The organism is Algoriphagus locisalis (assembly GCF_900116615.1).
Classification (GTDB): domain Bacteria; phylum Bacteroidota; class Bacteroidia; order Cytophagales; family Cyclobacteriaceae; genus Algoriphagus; species Algoriphagus locisalis.
This window is the reverse complement of sequence record NZ_FPBF01000002.1, coordinates 799,547-814,391: the sequence shown is the minus strand read 5'-3', so window position 1 is coordinate 814,391 and position 14,845 is coordinate 799,547. Positions and strand designations below refer to the sequence as shown.

The window sequence follows — 14,845 nt, the reverse complement described above, 5'->3', positions numbered from 1 at the left end:
ATCTACTCTTGGTTGATAATTTTACCGATTTCCTTTCGCAAAGAATCAAAATCAATCGGCTTTGTGAAAAATTCCTTTGCTCCTGACTCCATCGCTTTTTTATAATTCTCGGTGTCTCCATAGGCAGAAATCATACTGACATTGATCGCTGGAAATTGGCTTTTCACCCGATCCAGTAATTCCAGTCCTGTCATGCCTGGCATATTGATATCTGAAAATACATAGACAACCTCTGGAGGATGCTCGCTATCCAGTAGCTTCAGTGCCTCATCGCCAGAAAATGCAAAGGCAAGTTCTAAAAGCCCACTTCTTACTTCTTTTCTAAATTTCTGACGAAAAAGTAGTTCTACGTCTCGCTCATCATCGACTATTAATATTTTTGTCATGCTTTTGGTGATATGGATGGTAATGTAATTTCAAATCTGGTAAACTCCCCTTCTTTGGATATAATCGACAAGCTGCCTTTGTGGGCTTTCACTATGTCATGGGTTATTGACAGGCCTAGTCCTGTACCTTCTTTTCCTTTTTTGGTTGTGAAAAAAGGCTCTAAAATTCTATTCAAAATGGGCTCTGGGATTCCAGCTCCGTTATCTTCTATTTCAGTAATTATTTTGTGCTCTGATTGTTTGGTTCTAATGATCAATTTTGGGTGATAGGTCGTTTTCTGATCTCCTTCAGAGAGCAAGGTTAGTTTGCTTCTCATAGCATCAAAGGCATTGTTGCAGAGATTGACTATTACCCGGCTGAAGTCTTCTGCGATAATGGATACCAATCCTATTTCTATATCCAAATCCCACTCAAAACTCACGTTGATGGGGGTTTTTCCGGCCCGCATTCCGTGAAATGCCAAATTCACAAACTCCTGAAGTAAGCCATTCAAGTTGGTCTGGGCAAATTCACTCTGTCCACCTCTGGAGTGCATCAGCATGGACTTGACTATACCATCTGCCCGCTTGCCATGCTGGAGGATTTTTTCAAGATTGGATCTGATGTCCTTCAGCAATTCATCGATATCCCCAATTATTTCGTCATGTTCCAGTTTTTGGAGTTCTTCCACGATTTCTTCTACATACTCTATGCTTAGCTCCGAAAAATTATTGATAAAGTTGATTGGGTTTTTAATTTCATGAGCTATGCCAGCAGACAGCTGCCCCAGGCTTGCTAGTTTTTCCTGCAAAAGCAATTGCTCCTGAAGCTCTTGATAATCTTTAAGGGATTTCTCAAGCTCCATAGTTCTTACTTCCAGGAGGCGTTTTAACTCCCTATTTTTCTCAATCCATTCTTCTTGTACATTATCCATATTTTTGGGTATCTATCGGTAATCGAATACTAAACTCAGTGCCTTCTCCTTCCTGACTTTCTACTTCAAGTTTTCCGCCATGTGCTTTTACAATATCGTAACTAATTGATAAACCTAACCCTGTTCCTTGTCCGGTAGGTTTGGTGGTGAAAAATGGGAGGAAAATTTTATCCTTGACGGACTCATTTATTCCTTTGCCGTTATCTTTTATTTTGATCTCTACCCAATCCCCCAATCGCTTCGTACTGACTTGGACAAGTGGTTCGTACCCAGCTTTGTTTTCGTTCTTTTTTTCAGTCACTGCGTAAAAAGCATTATTTATTAAGTTAAGCAAAACCCTGCCTAACTCCTGAGCCACGAGTTCTATTTTACCCACATTTGGATCATAGTCGGTGTTCATCGAGGAGTTGAAGGACTTATCCTTTGCTCTCAGGCCATGGTATGCCAATCGTAAGTATTCATCGGCGAGCATGTTGATGTCTGTCAAGGTGCGGTTGCCACCACTGATCCTACTGTGCTGGAGCATGGCTTTTACGATGGAATCTGCCCGCTTACCATGTTGATTGATTTTATCCAGATTCTGCTGTATGTCGTAACTAATGGCTTTGGCTTCATCGATTTCACCCTTATCCAGTTCTTCCCGCATTTCTTCGAGTAGCTCACTGCTTACTTCGGAGAAGTTATTGACAAAATTCAGCGGGTTTTGAATTTCATGGGCAATACCAGCTGTCAGCTCACCCAGAGAAGCCATTTTCTCGGATTGTACTAGTTGACTTTGCGCATTTTTCAGCTCATCAATACTCTTTTTGAGTTGGGCAGTTCTATGCGATACACGCTCCTCCAAAATGCGGTTTTCCTTTTGCAGGTATTTGGATCGCACCTGGACGATGGCATAAATGAATGCTGCCAATAAGGACCCAAAAACCAAATATGCTATCCAAGTCTGCCACCAAGGAGGCGAAATGGTAAACTTGATACTGGCTGGCTCACTCCAAATCCCGTTGAATCCCCGTGTAGCGACTTTGAAGTTATAATCTCCGGGAAGAAGGTTGTAGTAATTTTGGGTGGTACTTCGGCTACTTATTTCAGACCAGCTATCATCCTCTCCTTCCAAAATATATCGATAGACGATTTTATCCCTCCCGAGCACATCCTGGTTCATAAAGGAAAAATTCATGGAGTTCTGATCAAAAGGCAGGACTAAGCCTACAGGCATTTTACTCACCAAATCGACACTATCCCACAAGATTTGATTCTGGAACAAATAGCTGCTGTCGTTTGGTATGTCTTTTTTTGTATAAAATTCCGTGTGATCGGTATTCCAAATCGAATCTTCATCAGTGAAAAGGCTCTTGATGAAATTAGTCCCGAGAAAATCAGGATTTTGATCCATGATATTGATCTTGGTAAGCACCACCGCTGGTGGGAGTGTGTCAATTCTAGGGATTTGCGTATTGACAGACATGATAGGTGCAGCTCCCCACCATACGTTCCCGTTTGAAGTGAAAGTCGCTGTGGCCTGGTTGTAGTCATTAAAAGGGAAACCTTCTCTTTTGCCATAGTTATAAAAGCGCCAAATAGCTTTTGGATTTTCAGGCTGTGGACGCTTAGCAACTACTATTCCATTATCAGAACCGATGTGAAGGTCATTTCCTACCTCTACCATGTCATACATCACAGGAGGATTCAGGCCTTGTTCAGGTGTTAAGTTTGTGATGGTATTAGCTGTTAAATCTATTATCGAGAATCCTGCATCACCGCCTATTACTAGTTCGTCCCTTTGAGTCTTGATCATAATAGAAGTAAAGTCGCTGGTCAATCCTGTACTCCCGCTCAGGTAACTAACCTGGCCTGACTCCGGATCTATAATGTCTATCCCGATGTCGTTCCCCAGCCAGATTCTACCGTTTTTATCTTCTTCAATCAGCCATACTCTGCTGGACGCAAGCCCAGAATCTTCATCTGTTTTTTCGAGGGAGCTTAAGTCTGGGTTGAACTTGAGTACGCCGTCCACAGTTCCGAGCAAGACATTGCCTTTGGAATCTCGGATGGATTTCCAAGCAATCCTCGACACCGCCGGGTCTAGCTCAAAAACCGACGCAATAGTGGTGTTTAGATCAATGAGCGTGAAGCCTCCAAAACTTCCAAATAATAGTTCATGATCAGATATTCTGGAGACAGAGCGATGGTTATTTGTATTTGCATTGCCGGGGAACTTGAGAAGATAAATTCTCTCTTTCTCAGGGTCATAAATGTTAATTCCTTCATAAGTCGCCATCCACACCATCCCGTTTGGACCTTCTTGGATTCCCCAGACCTCATCATTTACTAAGCCGCTGTTGGCATTGAAGTGCTGAGAAAGCATTCCTTCAGGATCAATCAAAAGCACCCCCGAATTCTCCGTTCCTAACCAAACATTTCCCTTGGCATCTGTCATGGTAGCAGAAGGGAAATTAGTACCGGCAAATTTAGCTCCGGTATGAATTTTCTTTATTTTTTGAATAGCGGGATCATACAGGCTAATGGTGTCATGGTCGGTAATCCAAGCGCGATTATGCAAGTCAAAGGTCACAGACATGGCTTTGCCATAATAACCCTGCTCCGGACCAAGCCGAATCAGCTTATCCTCTTCTAAAGAAATAGCAATAGGCTTTTCTTCTGCTGAGGAAGCCCAAACTTCACCTTTTTCGTTTTCCGTAAACTCATAGAAGAACGACTCTGAGCCTATTCCTGCAGTTGCTGAGATAAATTTAATTGACGTTCGTGCAGGGTTAAAAACTCCTATCTTTCCTCTCAGACCGAACCAGAGATTTTTGGCTTTATCCAGATGTATGCCGGCTGAGGTTAAATTTCCTGGATTGGTAAGAAATTTCATCGAATGGAGTTTTTTCTTGCTAGGATCTAGAAAATGTATCCCTGAATTAAGATTTGCGAGCCAAAACAACCCCGATTCATCTTCATATAATCTGGCAAACTGCGTCCCGATCTCATAGTTGGTGAGTAAACTGTGATTGATATCCAATACGTAAAGACCGGACAATTGCGATAAAATCAGCAGACTGCCATCATTTGCAATCTCCAGGTCAACAATGTAGTCTATGAGTCCATCTGGATTTCGAGGAAGCACATTGTAATTTTCAAATTGATCTCCTGTAAATTTAGAAAGTCCTCGCTCAGTAGAAATCCAAATCATACCATTGAGATCAGTGACCATAGCAAAAACTTTGTTGCCAATTAATCCCTCGGTCTGGCCGATTCTCAAAATGCCCGAATTGGATAAATCTGACTTGGAAAGAAATGCCAGTTTGGTAATCTGAGGTTCCAATAAAAGCTGCTTTTTGACAGGAATGGAAACACCCGGAATCGTATCCAAATTCAACGTAATCTCTTCCTCATTCTGCCAAGGGATAGACGTAGCTACAGGAGCAGCTTTTAGCGGCTTGAAATCCAGAATGTCAAAGGGTTTGGAAGGTAGTTTGCTAAAATCTATGGTGTGATTTACAGCTTTGGGCACCTTCTCTGCAGGTATTTTTATCCATGTGAGCGGCTTGCCCATAGGCATCTCAAATGGCTTTACACTGGGTTCTTTGTATTCTGATGGGTTTTCGGGAAAAGGTACTACGCCACCTTGTTGGCAGGACACGACTATCACTATCAAGCATAGAAAAAGGAAGTAAGTTGATAAATGACGGTAGCTTTTCTTCATAATTAACTTGGGTTGGCGGGTGAAATATACAGGTTGATTGTAAAGGTTGTGCCTTTTCCTTCGATGGACTCCACCCGGATTTCGCCGTAGTGAGCCTTGATGATATCGTAGCTCAAAGACAGCCCAAGACCGGTTCCTTGCCCTGTTGGCTTGGTCGTAAAGAAAGGTTGAAAAACCTTTTCCAAAATTGCTTTGGGGATACCTTTTCCGTTATCTGTTACCTTGAGTTGGATGCCCTGTTTGTCCTTACCCATTTCAACTTTCGAGGTTTGCACAGCTACAAGCGGTTTGTAGTCTTCTCCCATTTCTTTTTTCTGTTCGTTCACAGCATAAAAGGCATTGTTGAACAGGTTTAGCAAAACTCTGCCCATATCTTGACTTACCATTGGAATCAAGGGGAGGTCTGAGTCAAAGTCCATTTCAAAGTCAGAATTGAATGAGCTGTCTTTGGCGCGTAAGCCATGGTAAGATAATCGCAAATACTCGTCGGCGAGCATATTAAGGTTAGTGGGTTCTTTTGATCCTTTGCCACTTCGGCTATGTTGAAGCATACCTTTTACGATAGCACCGGCACGCTTCCCATGCTTGGTGATTTTTTCCAGATTACTTTCTATGTCCTCAAGAATATCGTCTTCTAGCTCTTTGTCCCGTTCTTCATCGGGTCTTGCCCGTTCTTCTTTGATTTCTTTGACTAGCTCGTTGGTCACTTCTGAGAAATTGTTTACAAAATTCAGCGGGTTTTGAATTTCGTGCGCAATGCCTGCCATCAACTCACCTAGAGAAGCCATTTTTTCAGAATGAAGCAACTGCGCTTGGGTATCCTTTAGATTTTCATGGGTAGAAGCTAACTCGGTATAAGCTACTTCTATGGCCTTGGCGTGCGCTAATTCACGTTCCTTAGTCCGTTCATTTTCAGCTTTGATAACCTGATTTCGCTGATAAATAGAAATCGGGTAAATCAGGGAAATGAATAGCAAGCCATAAATCAAATAAGCCCACCAGGTTCTATACGGAGGAGGCGAGACTTCGAAGCTATAGCTGATGGGCTCAGTCCACTCTCCTGCACCTGAATCTACTGGGCCGGTGAATCGAGCTTTTACTTTGAAGGTGTATTTACCTTCTTGAATATTACCGAAATTGGCTGTTGTTTTTCTGAGGATTGGACTCCAGTTTTCATCGTATCCATCCAACATATATTGGTACTCGACTAAAAATGGCTTGGACAGTTCGTCCGTACCAAAATCAATATTGATGTCGTTGTTTTTGTAAGGAAGAACTAGTTTTTGTGGTAGGGTAAAAAAGCTGGAAATACTTTCGAAGTCTATTCCCTTGTGTTTATCCTGCAATTCTGCCCGCTCTGTGTTACTCAATTCTTTGCCATAAACAATTAATTCATCGATGGTACGGGGGAAAGTATTGGTAGAAATAGCCTCATATTGCTTGCTTAAGCTATGCCATGAGATGACTTCTTCATTTAGCCTAAGCTCCTTGATCAACACGGAGGGTGCGGTGTGATTCCTTTTTAATTTATTGTAATCAAAGCGGACTAGCGCTGTTTTGTTATTTCCCGTTCCGGCCCAAAGGATACCTTTTTGATCTACGTACATTCCATTTTGGCCATCAACAAGGTCTTTGACTGGAAATCCTGTCTCTGAATTAAAAATCTCAATATTTCGCAGAGAATCTAATGGTTTACCTTCTTTGGCACCATCAAAAACCGCTATGCCAAGATTGGTGCCTACCGCCATTTTTCCATTGGGCAATTCTGTGATTTGCAGGATTACGTTATCCGGTAGGCCATCGTTTGTGGTGAAGTTTTGGAATAAAGAGACAGAATCTTCTAAAATTGGTTTGTAATCATCGAGCTTGATCACAGTTTCTATTTGCTTGATTTTCTCCGCACTCAAAATGCTTAGTCCGTTTTCAGTACCTATCCAGAGATTGCCTTGGGCATCCTTTACCAGCCTGATTACTGCGTTATCAGCAAGTCCCTGAGCCGAAGAGAAATTTGTGAAAGCTAATCCATCAAATCTAGTCAAACCACCATCTGCAGCGCCAAACCATAGTTTTCGGTAGTCATCTTCTGCAATACCTAAAATCACGTCTCCTGCTAAACCATGCTGAGAAGTATAAGTGGTGAATGCTTCGCCATCGTACTTACTGACTCCTCCGCCATCTGTCCCAAACCACAGATTCCCTCGGGCATCTTCGTTGATATTATACACTTCATTTGCTGCCAATCCTTGCGCGGTGGTGTAGGTAGTAAATGCTTCGCCATCGTACATGCTCACTCCACCGCCTCCTGTTCCAAACCAAAGGTTGTCATTTTGATCCCGATGGCTACTGCTTACTATTTCTCCGGCTAGTCCTTGAGTAGCAGTATAGCTGGTGAACTTTTCTCCATCAAAACGGCTAAGGCCTCCTCCAGCAGTACCAAACCATAGATTTCCCTCTTTATCTTCAACGGTACTCAAAACAATATTTCCGCCTAAACCTTGGGAGGTGGTGAAGTTGGTGAAACTGCCTCCGTCAAACCGGCTTACTCCACCCCCTTCTGTACAAAACCAAAGTTTGCCATTAGCATCGATCACCACGTCCAGAATACTATTACTCGCCAGACCTTGCTCCCTAGTATAGGTAGTCATGTGTGTCCCGTCGTATTTACTTGCCCCATTTTCTGTAGCAAACCAAAGAATTCCGTCTCTCGTTTCGGCGATGTTGCGGACTACCAGGCTTGCCAGCCCATCTTCATGACCTAGGGATTTGAAATTTTGCCCGTCAAATCTGCTCACGCCACCGCCTATCGTTCCAAACCAAATGATGCCGGAATGATCGACTTTAATACTCCGGATTCTATTTGAGGAAAGCCCCTCTGTAACAGTAAAAGTGGTAAACGTATTTCCATCGTATCTGCTTGCTCCACCGCCATTTGTGCCAAACCACAGATTTCCCGAGTGGTCTTGGGCAATGCTGATAACCACATCATCAGCTAGTCCCTCAGCTGTAGTGAATGTCGTGAATGATTTCCCATCAAACTTACTTGCTCCGCCACCGTAGGTTCCAAACCAAATGTTGCCTTCGGAATCCTCCATTATGCTCAAAATCGCATCATCCCCCAAGCCATTTGACGTGGTATAGTTGGTGAAAACATAGCCATCATAACGACTCACCCCACCTCCCACTGTTCCAAACCATAAAATGCCTTTACTGTCTTCTAAGGCAACTCGAACTGAATTGCCTGCTAATCCTTGGGAGGTTGTATAGTTCGTAAAAGCTATCCCGTCAAATCTGCTGACTCCGCCGCCGTTGGTAGCGAACCATAAATGTCCTCTACTGTCTAAAATAGCGCTATTCACTGCGTCTAAAGCCAGACCATTATCGGTGGAGTAATTTTTGAATTGGGAAACTCCTCCATCTCCTCGGATGTAGGGCTTACCAGCTACATCACGTACCACCTGATCGTTCTCATCGGTCAAATAGGGTAAGTTTTGAGAAACCGGAATTTCTAAATTGACACGAGTCAGCGATCCTGACTCATTGATGTGAGAATATGAACCAGCAGATCGGGTAGGGATCTTAATTCGAAGGGGTGGCGGTACTTCAGCTATACTAATGCTGATTGGCTGAACGGAATCTGGGAGATCTCTTATTGAGATGAGATCCGGAAGAGCAGCCTGAGAAAGTGTAGATACGGTAGTGTCTTCCTGTGGTGTCGCACAGGAAAACAGTAGTAAAATGCCTCCCACAAAAAAGAGAAAATTTCTCATTGCAAAAACTCAATTTGGTATAGATCCGATGGCCCAGATGTGCTAAAAAGATATCAAAAGGTAAATATTTTTATGCCATATTAAATGTTTTACATAAAACTATTTTTGCACTTTTTTAATAATTGGTGAAATGTTTACATACTACAAAAACCTGTGATTCTTACTTAATTCCGAAGAATAAGGGCAACGTTGAAATTTGAATAGTGCAATTTTGAAAAATATAACATGGATATACGGAATGATGCCAGTAACCAATATTTCCTTGCTCACCTGGTCAGAAGACCGATGACCGAAGACTCCCGCATTGGCGGGACAGGCTGAAGTGGCCTCAATTCTAAAGTTTAACTTGTGCTATATTGTTTTAGCCTCCTTATTGGCAGAAAAGCGGATATGCATAAAATATAAATAGGTTTGAATTAGTAGTTGCAGAGGTTTCAATTGGTCAAGGAAATAAAGAATTCTGTCCAAGATTCCCCACTGCTTTCCTCAGTGCTTGTTTGACTAGCTACTTTCAATTCTCCACCATGTGCTTTCACGATATCATAGCTCAATGAGAGCCCTAAGCCCGTTCCAAGTCCAGTTGGTTTCGTAGTGAAAAATGGCTGAAATATTTTGTCTTTGACAGAGTCCGGCATTCCTGTGCCGTTATCTTTCACCCGGATTTCCACACCATTTTTTATTCGTTTTGTACTTAACCAAACTGTCGGCTTATAGTTTTTGGCTACTTCCGAATCCTGAAGTACACTCAATTGCTTTTTCTTTTCCGAAACTGCATAAAACGCATTATTTACCAGATTCAGGATCACCCTGCCTACCTCCTGTGGAATCACATCTACCGTCCCTACTTCCTCATCAAAATCCGTTTCCATACTCGCATTGAATGACTTGTCTTTTGCCCTCAATCCATGGTAAGAAAGTCGTAGGTATTCATCTGCGAGTTCATTGATATCTGTAGGCTCTTTCACGCCTGTACTGCTGCGGCTATGTTGGAGCATGCCTTTTACGATTGCATCTGCACGCTTTCCGTGATGAACTATTTTCTCCTCATTCGCCTCTATGTCGCTTACAATCAGCTTTATTTCCTCCAAATCACCCTTTGCCAGTTCGATTTTCAGTTCTTCTAGAAGCTCTCGGTTGAGCTCAGAGAAATTGGTCACAAAGTTTAGCGGATTTTGAATCTCATGTGCTATGCCTGCAGTAAGCTCACCCAGCGAGGCCATTTTTTCAGAATGCACCAATTGTGATTGGGCAGCTTTGAGCTCGTGTAGCGTCTTTTCCAGCGCATCTTTTTGGGCAGTAATTTCAGCCGTACGCTCAGCTACTTGAATTTCCAGCGCGTCTTTTAGCTTTTGCGACTTTTTGAATTCCAGCTCTTGGGTAGCTGCTTTGATCCGCTCAAGTTCTAAAGCCTTTCGTTGCTTTCTGCTGATTATAAACTGCGCTACAAGCCAGATCCACGCAAATATGGCTGCTGTACCAAACAAATTTTCCCAACTATCATAGAAATCCGGAGCTATCAGCGCAGTAAGATCTTCGACCACATGTACCAGCACTACTGGGGAAAATGCATAAACGAAGGGCTTTAGCGGCTCAAATACCTTCCTATTATAAGCAGCATAAATCACATATAAATTGATGCCATGTGCCACCCAGCGCATTACCTCTTCAAGGCTATCAAACACTACTTGTATGGCCAATAAAACGCAAGAAGCGATTAGGGCCTTTAGAAATATTCCTTGCCATTCCGGGAAATGCGCTTTGGTTTGGGCGTGAGTTTGAAGAAACCTAAAAGCAATAATCAGAAGTATAAAATCCATGTAAACTGAGCTAGCATTGAAAAAAGAGGACTAAGCAAGAAGCAAAATAAGAATAATTTCAGTCGTTGCCCCTATTGGCTCGAATAGCTTAGCAACTTTGCTATAGTATAATCACCCAATTCTTCCATCCCCATCGATGTCCCTTCCAGATTGTTCTTCGAGTATTTTGAGTGTTTTTATCAAAAGCTCTCTGGTATTTGCCAGTTCCCACTCTAGATTCCTGACTCTGACTTCCAGCGATTCAGCTTTGGATTTATGATCTTGGATTTGACTTTGCTGGATAAGATCCCAAAATAGTCCCATAGGTAAGGTTAGTTTAAGGTAATGTGTTGAAGGTAAGGTTTTACAAGTGTTAGTCAGGATTTTGCTTTCCTTTTGAAACTGCTTTTACCAGAAAGTAAATCAAAGTAAGCGCAGCTATGAAGATTAGAATTCCAGTCTTTTCGTAACCAGTAAGATTGGATAGGAAAAAGAGGATAATTCCTGCCGAAAGAATCGGAACGGTGTAGCCAAAAGGTATTCTGAAATCACCAACATTGGCCTTTTCTTTTCTTCTCAGTTTGATTACGGATAAGGCTACGCCAAAGTAAACCAACAACATACTTGCCGAAGCAATTACGGCTAGCTGACGAAAGCCGCCAATAGCAGCTAGTGTAAAACCAATTCCCGCATAAAGTAGAATGGAGTAATAGGGAGTTTTGAATTTAGGGTGGATTGCTGCCAATTTCTCCAAAGGAATCACGCGATCACTGGCCAATCCAAAAAGCACTCTTGGCAGATTAAGGATTTCTCCGCTCAGCATGCCAAACATAGAAACACCTGCAGTGATTAATAACAGCGAATACCCAATTGGTCCAAAAACAACATTTGCCACAGAAGCTAAGGGAGCCTCTTTAAATTCTGGTAATTGAGCGCCCAAAACACCCTGAGAAACAGTCTGAATCAGAATATATAGAATTAGCACAAAGGTGATTCCTATGAAAATCGCCTTTGGAACAGTTTTTTGAGGGTTTTTGATCTCTCCGCCTACAGTCAGTCCTGCATCTCCACCTTGAAAAGCAAAGAATAAAATAAGAGAAGCGGCACCAAAATTCTTGAAGGAAGGAGCATTTTCAATCATAAGATTGGAGAAGGAAACATCTTTCCAACTGAATACTATAAGTAAGAGCAAAGGAGTCAATTTCGCTACGGTATTGATTTTCACCAGCCCAATTCCTTGCTTCACCCCAATCACATTGAGAAAGCACAAGCCTCCAAAAATCAGAAAAAGTAGTAAAACCCGGATGTATTCATTGCTGAAAACCGGGAAGGCCAATCCAATTAATTCTACCAGCGCATTTGCCACGGCAGCATCCGAAAACGCACTGCCCATCACCATAAATACTGCTGCCAAAAAACCAGTATAAGGTCCAAAGGCCGTTTCCACATAGGCATAAGCTCCTCCGGATCGGGTCACTTTACTTCCTGCCTCAGCAAAGCAAAGCATTACCAAAGCAATCAGAAATCCACAGAATAGATAAACAAAGATCCCCGAAGAGCCCATAATCTCTGCTACGATGGCAGGTAGAACAAAAATTCCTGCACCGACAATAATATTAACAATGTTGGCTGAGAGACCCCATACACCAATTTCTCTTAGTAAGCCTGTATCTTTTTCCACAATTATATTTTATCTGTAATTCTTCTACTAAAGAGACTAAATCATTATTGATTTGGTAATTCTGTTGGTATCGAGGCTTGTTACACCATGCTGTTACTTATCACATCTTACCCAGAAAGCCCTACACCTTTCACATCTAACCTTTTACCACTTACAAAATACACCTTAATAGCCTCTTGCCCCGCCATCTTCGCTCGAAGAATCAGCAGCTCCGGTGTAAAGTTTTTTGGAAGCATCGTAGGTGATTCCCATCAGCACACCAATATTGGTAGTTGGCGTAAGTGTATGTCCCATTTTCTCTAATGCTTCTCTCGTGTCTGGTGAAAGTAGATTTCGCTCGTACAGAATGCGATCTGGCAACCATTGATGATGGATTTTCATTGCCTCAATAGCACGATCTACTCTCATATCGTAAGCGAGTACATTCAAAACCGTCTGGAACACCGTGTTGATAATCGTTCTTCCTCCCGGACTGCCAATAACTAAGTAGGGTTTTCCATCTTTTGCCACAATAGTCGGAGTCATGCTAGAGAGCATTCTTTTTTCAGGAGCCACCAAATTCGGATCAGAGCCAATTTGACCTGTGGCGGTGGTTTCGCCAGGAACAGGATTAAAGTCGCCCATTTCATTGTTGAAGATAAAGCCCAACTTATCTGATCCCATCTTTACTCCATAAGAGTTTTCTAGCGTATAAGTCATGGAGATGGCATTGCCGTCTTTATCCACTACAGAAAAATGAGTGGTATTGTCTCCTCCGTATGGGTGGCCAAATTGCGCAGGATCAGAGATCGAAGCTTTGGTCATATCAAGAGTTTCAAATCTCTTTTTTGCAAAATCCTTTGAAAGCAATCTATCCAATGGCATATCCAAATTGAAATCTGGATCACCTAAAAATTCAGCTCGATCAGCGAAAGCTCTTCGCATTGCTTCGGCAACTAGATGAACATAGGCTGTGGAGTTGAACTCCACTTCAGCGATGTTCGCTTGCTCCATCAGATTCATCATTTCTATCAGTGCAACTCCGCCGGAACTCGGTGGAGGCATGGAGTAAATCTCATAACCATTGAAAGTCCCTTTCACGGGCTCACGCTCCACGGCTTCATATTTCTCCAAATCGGCTTTGGTGATAATTCCGCCGTTTGCCTTCATGTAATCTTCGATCTCCTGAGCTACCCAGCCTTTGTAGAAACCATCTCTGCCATGTTTCTGAATCTCCTTAAGTGTTTTTGCCAAAGCCGGCTGCTTCCAGGTTTCCCCAGGTTTTACTACTTCTCCATCTTTTCCTTTGAAATAATTCTGCATGATATCTTCAGAAGGATCTCTGTCAGTCATTCGCACAGCAGCATTGTAAAGACCCCAGGACATGGTAAATCCTTTTTTGGCTAATTCTACAGAGGGTTTCACCAAATCAGCCCAAGGTAACCTACCATACTTCTGATGAGCCTGATACAGTCCAGCCACGGTGCCAGGAACACCAACTGCAAGCAATCCCTGATGATTTGAGTTGTCTTTAATCTTACCGTTTTCATCCAAAAACATGGTTGGGCTGGCTGCCAAAGGTGCTTTTTCACGAAAATCAAACGTAGTAACCTCGCCTTCAGAATTTAAAAAAACAATGAATCCTCCGCCGCCGATATTCCCGGCTTCAGGATGAGTTACTTCCAGGGCAAAAGCTGTTGCTACGGCAGCATCGATAGCATTTCCACCCTTTTTCAAAATATCAACTCCAACTTGGGAAGCTATGACGTGGTCCGAGACGACCATACCATTTTCAGCGTAGGTCTGGGAAAAGGACTTAAATGAAATAAATAAAAAGAGAAAGGCAATCTGTAAAGTTGTGAAGGTTGGTTTCATAGGAATAATGATGATTAACACTCAATATATTTCTCTTTCTTCAAAAAGTTCAAAAAATATGGAGGACAGATAGTCGAAAATTATGTAACAGCAAATTAATTCTATTGAGAAAGCGGAGAAGGCTCATTTTCATGCATTACTTCCGACAAAATTATTAGCTGTAATTATTCAATATTTAGTATTTAATATAGATCTAAGTCTACAAATCAGATATTTTATTGGAAAATAAGTTATATTTAGTCAAGTCATTTTTAGAATTAATTGTTGGCTATGAAAACCTCAAAATTTCTTCCCAAACTCAATCACAAATCTTCTCTTTTCCTTTTTCTGGTAAGTTTCATTCTCATCCCAGAGACAGCATTTGCCAACACTTTTGAAGATAAGATCGCTGAGGTGGTCAGTTGGATTGCCCTGATAGTAGCACCAATTGTACTGATTACTGTTTTTCTCATGGTTCATGTTCTACCTGAAAAAATCGCAGAAAAAAGGAATCATCCTCAGGCAGAAGCCATCAAAACACTCTGTATTCTTTCCCTGTTTTTTGGTGGCCTTCTATGGCCTTTAGCTTGGCTTTGGACTTATTCTAAACCCGTCTTTTATAAAATGGCATATGGAACGGATAAAGGCGATTATCATGAAGAAACCATGGAAGATTTGAAGCAGGATAAAGCTCTCAAAGCAAGCAGTGAATGATCTCCAAAATCCTAATATTTTTAATCAATTTTCTTCTCAGAACCTAGT

At 42.1% G+C, this 14,845-nt stretch carries 9 protein-coding genes; 1 reads left to right on the top strand and 8 read right to left on the bottom strand.

The window, feature by feature from the left end; genetic code table 11:
- Window positions 1-2: 2 nt before the first annotated feature.
- The 8 genes from BM386_RS08655 to ggt form a co-directional block, all read right to left on the bottom strand.
- Window positions 3-386: a response regulator gene (locus BM386_RS08655; RefSeq protein WP_091692702.1), complete on the bottom strand. Its 384-nt coding sequence runs from the start codon at window positions 384-386 to the stop codon at window positions 3-5.
- Window positions 383-1,300 carry a sensor histidine kinase gene (locus tag BM386_RS08650; protein WP_091692700.1) on the bottom strand — a complete coding sequence of 306 codons (918 nt, stop codon included), beginning with the start codon at window positions 1,298-1,300 and terminating at the stop codon, window positions 383-385. The genes BM386_RS08655 and BM386_RS08650 overlap by 4 nt, the downstream gene beginning before the upstream one ends.
- Complete coding sequence (locus BM386_RS24040) at window positions 1,293-5,006, bottom strand: ATP-binding protein (protein ID WP_091692699.1); 3,714 nt, start codon at window positions 5,004-5,006, stop codon at window positions 1,293-1,295. The genes BM386_RS08650 and BM386_RS24040 overlap by 8 nt, the downstream gene beginning before the upstream one ends.
- 2 nt (window positions 5,007-5,008) lie before the next feature.
- Window positions 5,009-8,773, bottom strand: coding sequence for a sensor histidine kinase (locus BM386_RS08640; RefSeq protein ID WP_091692697.1), 3,765 nt, complete (start codon window positions 8,771-8,773; stop codon window positions 5,009-5,011).
- 434 nt (window positions 8,774-9,207) lie between these two features.
- Window positions 9,208-10,590, bottom strand: coding sequence for a sensor histidine kinase (locus BM386_RS08635; protein WP_091692695.1), 1,383 nt, complete (start codon window positions 10,588-10,590; stop codon window positions 9,208-9,210).
- 111 nt (window positions 10,591-10,701) lie between these two features.
- Window positions 10,702-10,893, bottom strand: coding sequence for a hypothetical protein (locus BM386_RS08630; protein WP_091692693.1), 192 nt, complete (start codon window positions 10,891-10,893; stop codon window positions 10,702-10,704).
- A gap of 49 nt (window positions 10,894-10,942) precedes the next feature.
- Window positions 10,943-12,250 carry an APC family permease gene (locus tag BM386_RS08625; RefSeq protein WP_091692691.1) on the bottom strand — a complete coding sequence of 436 codons (1,308 nt, stop codon included), beginning with the start codon at window positions 12,248-12,250 and terminating at the stop codon, window positions 10,943-10,945.
- 165 nt (window positions 12,251-12,415) lie between these two features.
- Window positions 12,416-14,104, bottom strand: a complete 1,689-nt coding sequence (gene ggt, locus BM386_RS08620) for a gamma-glutamyltransferase (protein WP_091692905.1) — start codon at window positions 14,102-14,104, stop codon at window positions 12,416-12,418.
- Between the two features lie 270 nt (window positions 14,105-14,374).
- On the opposite strand from ggt, the gene BM386_RS08615 reads away from it, so the two are divergent.
- The gene (locus tag BM386_RS08615; protein ID WP_091692690.1) at window positions 14,375-14,797 is read left to right on the top strand and encodes a DUF3302 domain-containing protein; all 423 of its coding nucleotides are present in this window, start codon (window positions 14,375-14,377) and stop codon (window positions 14,795-14,797) included.
- The last annotated feature ends 48 nt before the right edge of the window (window positions 14,798-14,845 follow it).